This is a genomic window from Polaromonas sp. P2_G11, from assembly GCF_056403595.1.
The window spans coordinates 1,027,445-1,041,666 of the sequence record NZ_JBFUFE010000001.1; the positions used below are offsets into that span (position 1 = coordinate 1,027,445).

Below are 14,222 nucleotides of genomic sequence, written 5' to 3' on the forward strand. Positions count from 1 at the left end.
TGGACGCTGAACGATGGGAGGCGGGTCAATTCCAGCTGTGCGGACATCTTCGGATTTCGGCAAGACAGGGATCGCATCAGCAGCATGCGCATCGTTGACGACACCCATCCCCTGCTGCGCCAGGAGGTGGGTGACAAATACGCGCCTGATTCCGCCTGGGGCCTGTTAACGAGCCCTAGTGCAGGGTCGTTTGTTCCTGGCAATAGTCAAACAGGCCCTCTAGCTCACTGGATTTGTCGAACACCGCATCGGCCCCGAGTTCGGCGGCGCGCCTGCGGATTTCATCCGTCGCATAGTTGCTCAGGACAACCACCTTCTGGTAGGGCTCACGGTTGCGGCAGCCTGCGAGAACGCCCAGCCCGCTGCCTTCTTTCAGGAAAAGATCCACGATGGCCAGATGCCACTCGCCGTCGTGAAGTTTCAGCCAGCGGGTGGCCTCGGTCTGGGTGGCGCCGTGGCCCGTTACCTGGACAGCGGCAATCTCCTTGAGCGCCTCTATCAGGTTCTCAAGAACGATTTCGTTGTCTTCTACCAGGTAAGTAATTAGTGCCATACAACCCACTTTAGGCTTTGGCCTACGGGAAACTGCCATCCGTTGACGCGCATCCGGGTAGGACAGAGGGACGCACGGCCCACAGGACGGTCAGAGCCTGACAGGGCAGACTAGAAGTGCTCGTGCGGCGCCAGGTAGCGCCATTGGCCGACCGGCAGGTGGCCCAGATTGACATTGCCGATGCGCACGCGCTTCAGGCCGGTAACAAAGAGGCCCACCTGCTCGCACATGCGGCGAATCTGGCGCTTTTTGCCTTCCTTGAGCACAAAACGCAGCTGCTCGGGGTTTTGCCATGACACCTTTGCGGGCTTGAGTGCCTGGCCATCCAGGCTCAGGCCGTGATTCAGCAGCGCCAGCTTTTCACGCGGGAACAAAGCCTGCACGTTGGCCGTTTCGTCCCCTTTTTCGGTTCTGTAGCTGACGCGCACCAGATACTCTTTTTCGATCTCCGAGTCTTCGCCGATGAGCTGGCGCGCCACGCGGCCGTCCTGCGTCAGCACCAGCAACCCGATGGAGTCAATGTCCAGCCGCCCGGCCGGCGCCAGGCCGCGCAACTGCTCATGGCCCCAGCGCATGCGGCTGTTGCATTCGCGCCAGCGGTTTTGCGGCTGCACCAGCACCACGGCCGGCTCATGCCCGTCTTCGGCCTGGCCGCTGACATAACCGACCGGCTTGTTGATCAGGATGGTGACCTGCTGGCGCTGCTGCTGCTCGGCCTGGCGGTCAATCTCGATGCGTGCATCCACGGCCACCGGTTGCCCCATGACGGCCGGTGCACCGTTCACACGCACCCAGCCGCGGGCGATCCAGTCATCGGCCTCCCGGCGCGAGCACAAGCCCAGCTCGGCCATGCGCTTGTTCAGCCGCATGGTGGGGGCCGGTGCGCCTGGTGCGGGTGCCGGGGCGGCGGTTTTCGGAATTCGCACGGCCGCACCCACGGGTTTCGGAGCCGGGCCGGGTTTGAGAGGTTCTGTCATTTGCTATATATTTTATAGCTGCTTGCGCGCGTCAATCGTGGTCTGCAGCCATATTTGTCATTCAATACGGGCGGAAAGCGCCGTCAGGCCACCCAAAGGCGATAACCCACAGCCGTTTCCGTGAGCAAGTGTTTGGGCTGCGCCGGATCGGCCTCAAGCTTCTGGCGCAGGTGGCCCATGTAGATGCGCAGGTAGTGATTTTGCCCGGCATGGGCGGGGCCCCACACCTCGCGCAATAGCTGGCGGTGGGTCAGCACCCGCCCGGCGTTGGTCATCAACACGGTGAGCAGGCGGTATTCAATAGGCGTGAGGTGCACCTCCACACCGCCGCGGCGCACCAGCCGCGCCTGGCGGTCCACCACCACATCGCCAAAGGTAAAAAGCGGCTCGTCAGGCGTTCCGTCAGCACTGGCAGCGCGCGGGCGGCGCAGGTTGGCACGCACACGGGCCAGCAGCTCGCCCACGCCGAAGGGCTTGGTCAGGTAGTCGTCGGCGCCGGCGTCCAGCGCGGCAATTTTGTCGGCCTCGTCGGCGCGCGCCGACAGCACCACAATCGGCACGGCCGACCAGCCGCGCACGTCGCGAATCACCTCCAGCCCGTCGCCGTCGGGCAAGCCCAGGTCCAACACCAGCAGGTCGGGCTTGCGGGTGCCGGCCTCGGTCAGCCCGCGCTTGCCGGTGTCCGCCTCGAAGACCTGCCAGCCTTCGGCTTCCAGCGCCGCGCGCACAAAGCGGCGTATCTGCGGCTCGTCTTCAATCACAACGGCAACGGGTGCGGGGTGGGACATGGGTAAAGAAGAAGAAAGGTCAGGCGGTTTCGGGCAGGCCATGCGGCGGCGGGCGGCGCGGCAGGGTGATGGTGAATTCTGCACCACCGCCCGGCGCATTGGCGGCCGTGATTTGCCCGCGGTGCGCCTGCACCACTGCCTGACAGATGGCCAGGCCCAGCCCCACGCCCGGCGTGGCCGACTCGGCCTCGCCGCGCGTGAACTTCTCGAACAGCTCATGCTCCCGGCCCTTGAGGCGGGCGGGCAGGCCGAGCCCATGGTCACGCACCGCCAGCCGCAGCGACTGCTCCGTCGTCTCCGCGCTAACCTCTATGGGCGGCTGCCCGTACTTGGCAGCGTTTTCCAGCAGGTTGACCAGCACACGTTCCATCAGCACCGCGTCAAATTCGACCAGTGGCAGATCGGCGGGTAGCGCCGCCGTGATAGCCTTGCCGGCCAGCGCATGCTGCGCCTGGCGGATCGCCGAACCAACGATTTCCTCGACCGACTGCCACTCACTCCGCAAGTTAACGGCCCCGCTTTGCAGCCGTGCCATATCCAGCAGGTTGTTGACCAGCGCGCTCAGGTGGCGCGCTTCGCCGGCGATGGCGCGCGCCGCCTGCGACTGTTCGTCGCTAAGTGGCGGCGCCGTGCGCTGCAAGGAGTCGGCCAGGCCGATCAGTGCGGTCAACGGCGTGCGCACATCGTGCGAAATCGCCGCCAGCAGCATGTTGCGCAGTTTTTCGGACTCCATCTGCACCACCGCCTGCTGGGCCACCTCGACATAGTGCACGCGCTCCTGCGCGATGGCGATCTGCCGCGCCAGGGTTTCGAGCTGCTGCATCTGCTCGGGAATCAGCAGCCAGCGCGCCTGCGCAGGCTTGAGCGCCAGCACGCCACGCACGCGCATCGGCGCCTTGAGCGGGATGTAATGCCATGCCTGGGCTGACAAGGTGGCGGTGGCCAGCCCCGCCGGCTGTTCGTTGCGGAACACCCAGTCGGCCACGCTGGCATCGAAATCCGCGGGCGGTTTGGCGGGCGAAAGCAACTGGTCGTGGCTGTCGGTCACCATCACCAGAGCCTGCCCGCCGAAGTTGCGCTGCGCGGCCGCTTCGCCGAGTTCAATGACCTGCTCACTCAGCAGCGCCGCCGACAGGTCGCGCGTGAGCTCGAACAGCGACTGCGCGCGGCGCTCACGGCTGGCCGCGATGCGCGCCTGAAAACGCAGGCCCGCCGTGAGCTGCCCGGTCAGCAACCCCACCACCAGCATGACACCGAAGGTCAACAGGTACTGCACGTCGCTGACGGCAAACGACAGGCGCGGCGCAACGAAGAAAAAGTCAAACGCCGCCACATTGAGAAAGGCCGCCAGCGCCGCCGGTCCACGCCCGAACTTCAACGCCACCAGCACCGTACCGAGCAAAAACAGCATCACGATGTTGGCGAGGTCAAAAAAGCTGAGCAAGGGCAAAGCCAGCACGGTGACGGCTGCGCTGCTGGCCGCAGCCCATGCGTATCGCGGCACGCTCTCCTGCCAGGCCGCAGCCTCGTCATCGTCGGCAGAACGCTGCACGGCGCGCGCCAGTCGCCGCGCGCTGTCGGCGTGGCCCACTTCCACGATGTCCAGGGTAGGCGCCAGCGTCGCCAGCCGGCGCGTCATGGTGGAGCCGGCCCACAGCGCGCGCCAGCCCGGCAGTTGCGGGCGCCCCACTACCAGCGTGGCGCAGTTGAGCTGCTGTGCCTGCGCCACCAGTTCGGCCGCGGCATCGCTGCCGGTCAACACCGCCGTGGCAGCCCCCAGCTCTTCGGCCAGCTGGATGACGGCGAGGATGCGGTCGCGCCTGGCGACCTCGAGAAGCTGCAGGCGCGGCGTTTCCACATAAGCCGCATGCCAGCGCACATTGAGCTGGCCGGCCAGGCGCGCCGCCGTGCGCACGGTCTGCTCGGCCCCTTCGCGCGGGCCTATGCAGGCGAGGATGGCGCCTTCGGTGTTCCAGACCGGGGAGATGGACTTCTCGACGCGGTAACTGCGCACGTCGTCTTCCACATGCTCGGCCGTGCGCCTGAGCGCGATCTCACGCAGCGCGATCAGATTGCCCTTGCGGAAGAAATTCTGCGCCGCGCGCTCAGCCTGCTGCGGCAGGTAGACCTTGCCGGCCTTCAGCCGTGCCATCAGCTCGTCGGGCGTGACGTCAACCAAAATGATTTCATCGGCGCCGTCCAGCACCGTGTCCGGTACGGTTTCATGCACGCGTATACCGGTGATGGCTCCCACCGTGCCGTTGAGGCTTTCCAGGTGCTGCACGTTGACCGCCGACCAGACGTCGATGCCGGCTTCCAGCAACTCCTGCACGTCCTGCCAGCGCTTGGCGTGGCGCGACCCCTCGACATTGCTGTGGGCGAGCTCGTCGACCAGCAACAGCGACGGCCTGCGCGCCAGCGCCGCGTCCAGGTCGAACTCTTTCAACCTGTGCCCGCGGTAGGCCACCTCCTGCAGGGGCAACTGCTCAAGCCCGGCCAGCAATTCCATGGTTTCGCTGCGGCCATGCGTTTCGACCACGCCGACCAGCACATCGCGCCCGGTCTTGCGCTCGCGCTGCGCGGCGCTGAGCATGGCGTAGGTTTTGCCCACACCGGCGCTGGCGCCGAAGTAGATGCGCAAACGGCCGCGGCGCGCTCTTTCTTCCTCGCCGCGCAGGCGGTCGAGAAGCTCGTCGGGGTCAGGGCGGGAGTCGGGAAAACTGGCCATGCCGTTGCGCTATTACTGGGTGATTCAAAAGTTTCAAAGATCGCCTCGCAAAGGGTAACACCGGGTGTGTTCTTCCTGTTCGCCTGACTCGCCATCTTTTGGCATGCCGGACTCCTGCCTTTCACCGCGGCCTGCGATCCACCAGGCCACCGCCAACGGCACGCCAAAGGCGGCCAGCGCACACAAGACCCGCAGAAGATCAGAGTCCATGGAAATTTCTCTTAACGAAGCGCTTCCAGCGCGAGGTTGAGTTGCAGCACATTCACCTGGGCCTCACCCAGAAATCCCAGCAAGGGTTGCCCGGTGTGCTGTTCGACCAGGGACTGCACCTTCTCAGGCGCCAGGCCGCGTGCTTTAGCAACGCGGGCCTCCTGGTAGCGCGCCGCAGCCGGGCTGATGTGCGGGTCCAGCCCACTGGCAGACGCCGTGACCAAGTCCACCGGCACCTGGGCCGTGTTGCCCGGATCGGCCGCTTTCAGCGCTTCGACACGGCCCTTGACCGCGTCGACCAGCGCAGGATTCAGCGGGCCCTGGTTGGAGCCGCTGGAAGCCGATGCGTTGTAAGGCATGGGCCCCGTGGCCGATGGGCGGCCCCAGAAGTTTTTGGGGTCGCTGAAGTTTTGCCCGATCAGCGAAGAGCCGACAACCTTGCCGTCACGCTGGATCAGGCTGCCGCCGGCCTGCGCCGGAAACAACGATTGCGCGGCGCCGGTCACCACCAGGGGATAAGCCACGCCGGTGACCAGGGTCAGCACAGCGAACATCACAATTGCGGGGCGAAGAATATTTGTCATGAGGATTCCTTGATATGCAGGTGTTCAGGCGAGGTTCAGTGCTACCAGCAGCAGGTCAATCGCCTTGATGCCGATAAAGGGCACGATGAGGCCGCCCAGGCCGTAAATAAGCAGGTTGCGGCGCAGCAGCGTGGCGGCGCCCACAGCGCGGTATTTCACACCCTTGAGCGCGAGCGGGATCAGGAACATGATGATCAGCGCGTTGAAAATCACCGCCGACAAAATCGCCGACGACGGGCTGCCCAGTCGCATCACATTGAGCGCGGCCAGTTGCGGGTAAGTGGTCACAAAGATCGCCGGAATGATGGCGAAGTACTTGGCCACGTCGTTGGCTATTGAAAACGTGGTGAGCGAGCCGCGCGTCATCAGCAGGGCCTTGCCGGTTTCCACGATCTCCAGCAGCTTGGTGGGGTTGGAGTCGAGATCCACCATGTTGCCGGCCTCCTTGGCGGCCTGGGTACCGCTGTTCATGGCGACCGCCACGTCGGCCTGGGCCAGGGCTGGTGCGTCATTGGTGCCGTCGCCCGTCATTGCCACCAGTCGGCCTTCGGCCTGGTATTGGCGTATCAGCTTCAGCTTGTCTTCGGGCGTGGCCTCGGCCAGGAAGTCGTCAACACCCGCCTCGGCGGCGATGGCGGCAGCCGTGAGCTTGTTGTCGCCGGTGATCATCACCGTCTTGATGCCCATGCGGCGCAATTCGCCGAAGCGTTCCTTGATGCCGGCCTTGACAATGTCTTTCAGCTCCACGATGCCCAACACCGTACTGCCGTCGGCCACGGCCAGCGGCGTGCTGCCGCGGCGCGACACGTCATCTGAAGCACGCAAAACTTCAGCCGGAACGGTTCCGCCCAGTGCTTCCACATGCTTGCGAATCGCATCGACCGCACCTTTGCGCAGTTGCCGCTTGCTTCCATCGGGGTTCAAGGCGTCCATTCCGCTCATGCGGGTTTGCGCGGTAAAGGGAACCTCAGTCACGGCCTGCATGGGCGACTGGCTCACGGCCAGCTTCAAGGCCAGCGCCACGATGCTGCGGCCCTCCGGCGTTTCATCGGCATAGGAGGCCTGCATGGCGCAGGTGGCGAGCGCTTTTTCAGACACGCCGGGTGCGGGCAAAAAGCTCGAAGCCTGGCGGTTGCCGTGGGTGATGGTGCCGGTCTTGTCCAGCAGCAGCACATCCACGTCGCCGGCAGCCTCAACCGCGCGGCCCGACGTGGCGATGACATTGGCCTGCATCATGCGGCTCATGCCGGCCACACCCACGGCCGACAGCAGGCCGCCAATCGTGGTCGGGATCAGGCAGACCAGCAAGGCCACCAGTGCAGTGATGCTCACCACCGTGCCCGCCCCCACCGCGCCCACGCTGAACACTGAGAAGGGCAGCAAGGTGACCGTGACCACCAGGAAGACGATGGTCAGCGCCACCAACAGGATGGTCAGTGCGATTTCATTGGGCGTCTTCTGCCGTTTGGCGCCTTCGACCATGCTGATCATGCGGTCCAGGAAGGATTCGCCAGGGTTGACCGTGATGCGTACCACCAGCCAGTCGGACAGCACGCGTGTGCCGCCGGTCACTGCGGAGAAGTCGCCGCCCGACTCGCGCACCACCGGGGCCGATTCGCCGGTGATGGCACTTTCGTCGACCGAGGCCACGCCTTCAATCACTTCTCCGTCCAACGGAACCATGTCGCCGGCATCGACCAGCACCACGTCTCCTTTTCTAAGATTTTCAGCTTCTTGCGGCAGGAATGTGGAACCATGCCGGGGCTCCTTGAGCTTCTTGGCCCAGGTGCTTTTTTTCAGGCTCCGCAGCGATGCGGCTTGTGCCTTGCTACGGCCTTCGGCCAAGGCTTCGGCGAAGTTGGCGAACAACACGGTGAACCACAGCCAGACGGCCACGGCAAAGATAAATCCGGCCGGTGCTTCGCCCTGCCCCTGCAGGGCCTGCAGGCCCAGCAAGGTCGTGAGAATGCTGCCGATATAGACGACAAACATGACCGGGTTGCGCCACTGCACGCGCGGGCTCAGCTTGGTAAACGAAGCCACGATAGCCGGCTTGAGCAGCGCGGGATCCAGCAACATTAAAGATTTTTTGGTACTCATATAGGTTTCTCTTTGAGCCTTGCGGTTATTTGCCTGGCCACAGCATCAGGTGCTCGACCATGGGGCCCAGCGCCAGGCCGGGCACGTAGTTAAGCAACCCCACCAGCAGCACAGTGCCTATCAACAGCGTCACGAACAGCGGGCCGTGCGTGGGCATGGTGCCGGCCGTAACCGGCAGGCGTTTCTTGGCGGCCAGCGCACCGGCAATGGCCAGCACCGGAACGATGAAGCCGAAGCGCCCCAGCCACATGACGATGCCCAGCAGCGTGTTGTAGAACGGCGTGTTGGCAGACAGGCCCGCGAAGGCGCTGCCGTTGTTGTTGCCGGCCGAGCTCAGCGCATAGAGGATTTCGGAGAAACCGTGCGCGCCGGGGTTGGCAATGCCAGCCTTGCCTGCGCCCGCCAATACGGCGATGGCAGTGCCGGCCAGCACCAGGATGGGCGTGACCAGGATGGCGATCGAAGTCAGCTTCATCTCATGCGCCTCGATCTTCTTGCCCAGGTATTCCGGCGTGCGGCCGATCATGAGGCCGGCGATGAACACCGCCAGGATGGCGAAGATCAGCATGCCGTAGAGGCCCGTGCCAACGCCGCCGAACACCACCTCGCCCAGCTGCATCATCACCATGGGCACCATGCCGCCCAGCGGCGTGAAGGAGTCGTGCATGGCATTGACCGCGCCGCAGGAGGCCGCCGTCGTGATGACCGCGAACAGGCTGGAGGCATTGATGCCGAAGCGGGTTTCCTTGCCTTCCATGTTGCCGCCGGCCTGCAGCGCGCTGGCCGTCTGGTCCACGCCCAGAGGCGGCAGCAAGGGGTTGCCGGCCTGCTCAGCCGGGGTGATGGCCCCCACCGCGATGACAAACATCACCGTCATGGCGGCCAGCACGGCCCAGCCCTGGCGCTGGTCGCCCACCGCGCGGCCGAAGGCGAAGCACAGCGCCGCCGGAATCAGGAAGATGGACAACATCTGAAAGAAATTGCTCAGCGCGGTCGGGTTTTCATAAGGGTGCGCTGAATTGGCGTTGAAGAAGCCGCCGCCGTTGGTGCCCAGCATCTTGATGGCTTCCTGAGACGCGACCGGGCCCATGGCCAGGGTCTGCTTGTCGGATTTGGCATCCTCCATCACGGGATTGCCCTTGTCGTCTTTCAGCGCCTGGCCATCAGGGCCGTTTTTCGGCTGCTGATAGCTAGTCACTTCCAGCGTGCTCACGTCTTTGTAGGCATCAAAGTTCTGGATGACGCCCTGCCCCACAAGGAAGACGGCAAACACCAGCGACAGCGGCAGCAGCAGCCAGGCCGTGATGCGCGTCACGTCCACCCAGAAGTTGCCGATGGCGCCGGTCGCCCGCGCAGCAAAACCGCGGAACAGCGCAAACACCACGGCAATGCCGGTGGCGGCCGAGAAGAAGTTCTGCACAGCGAGCACCAGCATCTGCGTGAGGTAGCTCATGGTGGACTCGCCGGCATAGCCCTGCCAGTTGGTGTTGGAGACAAAGCTGACGGCGGTGTTGAAGGCCGAATCGGGCGTTACCGCGGCCATGCCGGCCGGGTTGAGCGGCAGCCAGACCTGCAAGCGCTGCAGTGCATAAACGGCCAACACACCGAGCGCATTGAAAGCCAGCAAGGCCAGCGCGTACTGCGACCACTTCATGTTGGTATAGGCCGATGTACCGGCCAGGCGATACAGCGGCGCTTCCGCCTTATGCATCCAGTTGGGGAGGCTGCCGGAATACAGGCGGGCCAGCCAGATGCCCAGCGGCCACGCAGTGGCCAGCAATACACCCAGAAAAAGGGCCAGCAGACCCCAAGACGAGTTGCTCATCAAAACTCCTCGGCGCAGATCAGCGCATAGACGAGGTAGGTGAGCAGCAGGACAGCACAGACGCCGCCAAAGCCGTACAAAACGTCCAGGCTGATCATGAACGGCCTCCTTCGGACTTTTCAAGCTTCTGGAAGCCCCAGACCAGCAAGACCATCACACCCCAGAGGGCGGCGGCACCAAGAATAAACGCGAGATCCATGATCTTTCTCCAACAAACAACGATGGGGAAAGTTTCGGATCCGGTGTGTAAAAACGGGGATGAAAGACCGGCAGCCGGTATAAAGAAAGCGTAAAAATCAGGGGTTAAACCCTGTTCAGGCCGATACGTGAGGCCGCATCACCACGCGCAGGTGCAGCGCGCGCAGGGCGTCAATGTCGTCCAGCAGGGACGAGGCCTCGGGCAGCGGGGAAACCGGGTCATCGGCGAGCTCCAGCAGCAAGAGCAGACGTGCGGCTTTGGCATGGAGCGCCTCCATAGCCTGCGAAACCTCGCTGTGGTTTTCCATCGCACCGGCGTGGCTACCGCATCGCGCTGCGAGTGACCATGTAAATGCCTATCAGCAGCAGACCGGTGAAAAAAAGGCGCCTGAAACCCTTCTCGCCCACCCGCCCGCGCAGCTTCTGACCGGCGGCCATCCCCAACAAGGCAGCAGGCAATGGCAGCAGCAAACTCCAGCCACCCGGCATGCTGCCCATGGCAAAAGAGCCTTCCATCACCAGGCGCAGAAAAAGTGCGGCAGTGGAAACGGTGAAGGACAGGCCCAGCGCCTGCACCAGTTCGTCTTTCTTGAGCGACAAGGCCTGCAGGTAAGGTACAGCCGGAAAGACAAACACGCCGGTGGCCGAGGTGATGGCGCCGGTCGCCAAGCCGGCAGCGAAGGAAAAAAACCGCTCACCGCGCGGCGGGACCGCCAGCGGCAGTGCGCACAGCCCCAGTAGTGCATAAATGATCAGCGCAGCGCCCAAGCCTGCCGACGCGAGGTCCGTATCAAGGGTAACCAGGCTGACCGGTGCCCACAGCGTCCCCGCGACCACCCCAGCCTGCAGCGGCCACAGACGCCGCAACAGGCTTTCCAGCGCAGCGCCATCCCACATCTGCCAGGCATTCGTCAGCAACGAAGGCAGGATCAGGATGACGGCTGCCTGCGCAGGCGGCATCACGCCGGCCAGCAAGCCCATGGAAAGTGTTGGCAACCCCAGGCCCACCACGCCCTTGACGAGGCCGGCCAGCAGGAATACGCCGGCGACGACGGCCATCAAGAGGGTGTCGTTCCCTGCACCCATGAAGTTGTTCATTGAGTTCATGTCGCCGATTCTGCGCAGCGGCGCGTTTGCGCTCAAGCGGTAATATCCGTTCACAGCCTTCGCCGTTACCGAAGGCTAAAACGCCTTCAGCTCATGCCCGCCACCCTTCGCTTTGACCTTATCGACCTTCGGCTGTTTCTGCACACCGTCGATACCGGCAGTATCACAGCGGGCAGCAGGCTTTCGCACCTGGCGCTCGCCTCGGCCAGCGCACGCATACGCGGCATGGAAGACGCATTGGGGGTCCCGCTGCTGGAGCGTCTGCGCGCCGGTGTGAAACCGACCAAGGCCGGCCTGGCCGTGGCTCACCATGCGCGGCTGGTGTTGCAGCAAATCGAGCGCATGCATGGTGAGATCGGCGACTATGCGGGCGGGCTGGCGGGCAACGTGCGTTTGCTGTCGAACACCGCCGCCATCACCGACTACCTGCCGCAGGCGCTGGCGGATTTCCTCAACACCCATCCAGCCATCGACGTCGACCTGGAGGAGCGTCCCAGCCACCTGATCGTGTCGCAGTTGCTGGGCCAGGTGGCCGACCTCGGCATCGTGGCCGACTCCGCCGACATCTCCAGCCTTGAATCAAAACCTTTCCGGCGCGACCAGCTTGTGCTGGTGGTTCCAGCCGGCAGCGGATTCGGCCGCCAGCGCCATGCTCCGTTCGGGCAAGCCCTGGGCCATGACTTCGTCGGCCTGGGGGAAGACAGCGCGCTGCAACAGCACCTGAACCTGCAGGCCGAACGCCTGGGGCTGCGCATGCGGACCCGCATACGGCTGCGCAGCTTTGAGGCAGTCTGCCGCATGGTGGAGGCGGGTGTCGGCGTGGCGGTGGTGCCGGCCGTCGCGGCCGAACGCCATGTGGAGGCAGGCAAGCTGCGCAGCCTCAAGCTGACCGACACCTGGGCCGACCGGCAATTGCTGATCTGCGCGCGCCGCTTTGACCAGCTGTCGCTGCCGGCGCTGCGACTGGTCGAGTCCCTGTGCGCGCCTGCCGCGCCGCCGGAGCGCTCACACACGCACAAAACGCCCAAACGATAAAGTCATGCCCATGCAAACCCCTGAACCCACAGACCTGCTGGCCCGATCCTGGCGGCATTGCGCGGGCGCCCTTGCCGCACGGCCGATCGGGCCTGCGGTGTTTGATGAACTGGTGGCGCGCTACTCGGAGCCGCACCGCAAGTACCACACGCTGCAGCACCTCACGGAATGCCTCGCGCATTTCGAGGCCGTTCGCGATCTGGCCGTACAGCCCGCAGAGGTCGAGATGGCGTTGTGGTTCCATGATGCGATTTACGACACGCAGCGCCACGACAACGAGGAAACAAGCGCCGACTGGGCTCGCGAGGTGCTGCTGGCGCACGGCACTGCCACGGCCGCCGCGCAGCGTGTTCACGACCTGGTCATGGCCACCCGCCATACGGCGCTGCCAGCCTCGCCTGACGAACAGTTGCTGGTCGATATCGACCTGTCCATCCTGGGCGCCGGCCCCGGCAGGTTTGCCGAGTACGAGCAGCAGATCCGGCACGAATACGCTTTTGTGCCCGCCGCCCTGTTCCAGCAAAAGCGGCGCGAAATCCTGCAGGGTTTCCTGGACCGGCCTGTGATCTACAGCACGGCGCATTTCCGCGAAACACTGGAAGCACGTGCACGCGAGAACCTGTGCAGGGCGATTGCCGGCACGACTTCGGCAACCACCCCTTCAGCACCATGAACATCTGCCCCCATTGCCACCAGGCCGGAATCAAAACCTGGGAAAAACGTCTCTCCAGCCGAGGCAACCCCGCCACCTGCACCTTGTGCGGAGGGCTCTCGCATGTTCTGGCCAGCGCTGCGGGCGGCACATTTGTCCTCACATCCGTCCTGTTGGTGATTGCCGTCCTTGCCGGCTTCTTGACCAACTCATGGCTGGCCGGGTTGTCGGGTGCACTGCTGGCGGCGGCCTACAACCTGTGGGCATGGCAACGCGAAGTGCTTTGGCCAATCCTCAAGGAAAACGCCCAGGCTGCAAACCGCGCCAATTGGGTGGTCGAAGCGGTTTCCATCTTTATTTTGTTTCTTTCCTGAGGACGGCGGCTGTACTCGTCACACCAAGCGCTCCTGATTTCATAGCTGCTTGCGCTCGTCCTGATTGGTCTGCAGGCACTTTTGGCACCTGAAAAGCGCCCCAAACCGCACCCCAAACGCCCAAAACGGCTCCCCGGGCAGTTCAACCCGCCCAACACACTTGCTATTAATTCAGTAGCTGCTTGCGCTCGTCCCTATTGGCCTGCAGCCTTTATTTGCTTGAGAAAACACTGGACCGCAGGGCGCCCAGGTCGAGCACGCGCAGGCCGCCGTATTCGATGCGGATAAAGCCCCGGGCCTGCAGCGTGCTCAGCGCCTCGTTCACGCGCTGGCGCGACAGGCCCACGAGGTAGGCCATTTCCTGCTGCGTGATGCGCAGGATTTCGCCCACACCCGGGTACAACACCGGGTTGAACAGCGCGGCCAAGCTGCGTGCCACACGGATGTCGGGGTTGTTCATGCGGTCGATTTCGCGCGCGACGATGAACTGGCCCAGGCGCTCGTTGAGCTGGTTCATCACAAAGCGGTTAAAGCCGATGGAATGGTCCAGCAACCAGTGGAAGTCGTCGACCGGCAGCCCCGCCACCACCGTCTTGCGCAGGGCCTGGATGTTGTAGCGGTAGGGCTCGCGCTTGAGCACCGTGCCTTCGCCGAACCAGGCGCCCGGCGGCAGGCCGGTGAAGGTCATGGTGGCGCCCTGCTCGCTGTCGGTGCTCATCTTGAGCAAGCCCTCGACGACGCCGAACCAGTAGGTCACCGGCTTGCCGACACGGCACACGTAGTCGCCGATGTTGGCGTCGCCGACGCGCACGCTCGCCACGGCGCGCTCGCGCTCGGCCGGCAACAGCTCATTCAGCCAATGGATGCCGGCGAGCTCCTGCGCGTCGGGCATGCGGGCACGGATCTGCATCGATTGGCCTGTCATCGTCACCATGCGCGCTGTCCTAAGGGAAAGTCCGGGGGAGTAATCACCCTTGAATTGTCGTCCGAACGACAACCTAACGTCAAACGCATGCCTACGATGCATTCACAAGACAACTTTCGGGCTAGCCGGCAAGCGAGCGACTCCCCGAAGGCATAACGACCGCGAG

General features: G+C 64.1%; 15 protein-coding genes. 3 read left to right on the forward strand and 12 right to left on the reverse strand.

What is annotated here, in order from left to right; all coding sequences use genetic code 11:
- Positions 1 to 175: 175 nt before the first annotated feature.
- From AC1DWQ_RS04985 to AC1DWQ_RS05035, 11 genes are all read right to left on the reverse strand, one after another.
- Entirely contained in the window at positions 176 to 553 is a 378-nt protein-coding gene (locus tag AC1DWQ_RS04985) for a response regulator (RefSeq protein ID WP_477668640.1), read from the reverse strand.
- Positions 554 to 663: 110 nt separating this feature from the next.
- A complete protein-coding gene (locus AC1DWQ_RS04990; protein ID WP_477668641.1) occupies positions 664 to 1,530 on the reverse strand; it encodes a pseudouridine synthase in 867 nt (288 codons plus the stop codon).
- Between the two features lie 83 nt (positions 1,531 to 1,613).
- Entirely contained in the window at positions 1,614 to 2,318 is a 705-nt protein-coding gene (gene kdpE, locus AC1DWQ_RS04995) for a two-component system response regulator KdpE (protein ID WP_477668642.1), read from the reverse strand.
- Positions 2,319 to 2,337: 19 nt separating this feature from the next.
- Positions 2,338 to 5,046: a DUF4118 domain-containing protein gene (locus AC1DWQ_RS05000; RefSeq protein ID WP_477668643.1), complete on the reverse strand. Its 2,709-nt coding sequence runs from the start codon at positions 5,044 to 5,046 to the stop codon at positions 2,338 to 2,340.
- Between the two features lie 33 nt (positions 5,047 to 5,079).
- Complete coding sequence (locus AC1DWQ_RS05005; protein ID WP_477668644.1) at positions 5,080 to 5,256, reverse strand: hypothetical protein; 177 nt, start codon at positions 5,254 to 5,256, stop codon at positions 5,080 to 5,082.
- A gap of 11 nt (positions 5,257 to 5,267) precedes the next feature.
- Complete coding sequence (gene kdpC / locus AC1DWQ_RS05010; protein ID WP_477668645.1) at positions 5,268 to 5,840, reverse strand: potassium-transporting ATPase subunit KdpC; 573 nt, start codon at positions 5,838 to 5,840, stop codon at positions 5,268 to 5,270.
- Between the two features lie 24 nt (positions 5,841 to 5,864).
- Entirely contained in the window at positions 5,865 to 7,940 is a 2,076-nt protein-coding gene (kdpB, locus tag AC1DWQ_RS05015) for a potassium-transporting ATPase subunit KdpB (protein WP_477668646.1), read from the reverse strand.
- 25 nt (positions 7,941 to 7,965) lie between these two features.
- Complete coding sequence (gene kdpA, locus AC1DWQ_RS05020) at positions 7,966 to 9,765, reverse strand: potassium-transporting ATPase subunit KdpA (protein WP_477668647.1); 1,800 nt, start codon at positions 9,763 to 9,765, stop codon at positions 7,966 to 7,968.
- Complete coding sequence (locus tag AC1DWQ_RS05025; RefSeq protein WP_457281368.1) at positions 9,765 to 9,863, reverse strand: potassium-transporting ATPase subunit F; 99 nt, start codon at positions 9,861 to 9,863, stop codon at positions 9,765 to 9,767. Before AC1DWQ_RS05025 ends, kdpA begins: the two co-directional genes overlap by 1 nt.
- Before the next feature lie 216 nt (positions 9,864 to 10,079).
- Positions 10,080 to 10,271, reverse strand: a complete 192-nt coding sequence (locus tag AC1DWQ_RS05030) for a hypothetical protein (RefSeq protein WP_477668648.1) — start codon at positions 10,269 to 10,271, stop codon at positions 10,080 to 10,082.
- A 13-nt stretch (positions 10,272 to 10,284) separates the two neighbouring features.
- The gene (locus tag AC1DWQ_RS05035; RefSeq protein WP_477668649.1) at positions 10,285 to 11,070 is read right to left on the reverse strand and encodes a sulfite exporter TauE/SafE family protein; all 786 of its coding nucleotides are present in this window, start codon (positions 11,068 to 11,070) and stop codon (positions 10,285 to 10,287) included.
- A gap of 93 nt (positions 11,071 to 11,163) precedes the next feature.
- Here AC1DWQ_RS05035 and AC1DWQ_RS05040 point away from each other — a divergent pair, with 93 nt between their 5' ends.
- The 3 genes from AC1DWQ_RS05040 to AC1DWQ_RS05050 are packed head-to-tail and all read left to right on the forward strand — an operon-like array spanning position 11,164 to position 13,131.
- Positions 11,164 to 12,105 carry a LysR family transcriptional regulator gene (locus AC1DWQ_RS05040; RefSeq protein ID WP_477668650.1) on the forward strand — a complete coding sequence of 314 codons (942 nt, stop codon included), beginning with the start codon at positions 11,164 to 11,166 and terminating at the stop codon, positions 12,103 to 12,105.
- 4 nt (positions 12,106 to 12,109) lie between these two features.
- A complete protein-coding gene (locus tag AC1DWQ_RS05045) occupies positions 12,110 to 12,778 on the forward strand; it encodes an HD domain-containing protein (protein ID WP_477668651.1) in 669 nt (222 codons plus the stop codon).
- Entirely contained in the window at positions 12,775 to 13,131 is a 357-nt protein-coding gene (locus AC1DWQ_RS05050) for a hypothetical protein (protein ID WP_477668652.1), read from the forward strand. The genes AC1DWQ_RS05045 and AC1DWQ_RS05050 overlap by 4 nt, the downstream gene beginning before the upstream one ends.
- A 211-nt stretch (positions 13,132 to 13,342) precedes the next feature.
- On the opposite strand, the gene AC1DWQ_RS05055 is transcribed toward AC1DWQ_RS05050, so the two are convergent.
- Positions 13,343 to 14,056: a Crp/Fnr family transcriptional regulator gene (locus AC1DWQ_RS05055; protein WP_477668930.1), complete on the reverse strand. Its 714-nt coding sequence runs from the start codon at positions 14,054 to 14,056 to the stop codon at positions 13,343 to 13,345.
- Positions 14,057 to 14,222: the final 166 nt, after the last annotated feature.

What these genes read in the sequence shown, in the direction of transcription:
- AC1DWQ_RS05055 (WP_477668930.1), bottom strand. Translation starts at nt 14,056, where the DNA reads ATGACAGGCCAATCGATGCAGATCCGTGCCCGCATGCCCGACGCGCAG.
- AC1DWQ_RS05045 (WP_477668651.1), top strand. Translation starts at nt 12,110, where the DNA reads ATGCCCATGCAAACCCCTGAACCCACAGACCTGCTGGCCCGATCCTGG.
- AC1DWQ_RS04985 (WP_477668640.1), bottom strand. Translation starts at nt 553, where the DNA reads ATGGCACTAATTACTTACCTGGTAGAAGACAACGAAATCGTTCTTGAG.
- AC1DWQ_RS04990 (WP_477668641.1), bottom strand. Translation starts at nt 1,530, where the DNA reads ATGACAGAACCTCTCAAACCCGGCCCGGCTCCGAAACCCGTGGGTGCG.
- kdpA (WP_477668647.1), bottom strand. Translation starts at nt 9,765, where the DNA reads ATGAGCAACTCGTCTTGGGGTCTGCTGGCCCTTTTTCTGGGTGTATTG.
- kdpC (WP_477668645.1), bottom strand. Translation starts at nt 5,840, where the DNA reads ATGACAAATATTCTTCGCCCCGCAATTGTGATGTTCGCTGTGCTGACC.
- AC1DWQ_RS05025 (WP_457281368.1), bottom strand. Translation starts at nt 9,863, where the DNA reads ATGATCAGCCTGGACGTTTTGTACGGCTTTGGCGGCGTCTGTGCTGTC.
- AC1DWQ_RS05040 (WP_477668650.1), top strand. Translation starts at nt 11,164, where the DNA reads ATGCCCGCCACCCTTCGCTTTGACCTTATCGACCTTCGGCTGTTTCTG.
- AC1DWQ_RS05005 (WP_477668644.1), bottom strand. Translation starts at nt 5,256, where the DNA reads ATGGACTCTGATCTTCTGCGGGTCTTGTGTGCGCTGGCCGCCTTTGGC.
- AC1DWQ_RS05035 (WP_477668649.1), bottom strand. Translation starts at nt 11,070, where the DNA reads ATGAACTCAATGAACAACTTCATGGGTGCAGGGAACGACACCCTCTTG.
- AC1DWQ_RS05030 (WP_477668648.1), bottom strand. Translation starts at nt 10,271, where the DNA reads ATGGAAAACCACAGCGAGGTTTCGCAGGCTATGGAGGCGCTCCATGCC.
- kdpE (WP_477668642.1), bottom strand. Translation starts at nt 2,318, where the DNA reads ATGTCCCACCCCGCACCCGTTGCCGTTGTGATTGAAGACGAGCCGCAG.
- kdpB (WP_477668646.1), bottom strand. Translation starts at nt 7,940, where the DNA reads ATGAGTACCAAAAAATCTTTAATGTTGCTGGATCCCGCGCTGCTCAAG.
- AC1DWQ_RS05050 (WP_477668652.1), top strand. Translation starts at nt 12,775, where the DNA reads ATGAACATCTGCCCCCATTGCCACCAGGCCGGAATCAAAACCTGGGAA.
- AC1DWQ_RS05000 (WP_477668643.1), bottom strand. Translation starts at nt 5,046, where the DNA reads ATGGCCAGTTTTCCCGACTCCCGCCCTGACCCCGACGAGCTTCTCGAC.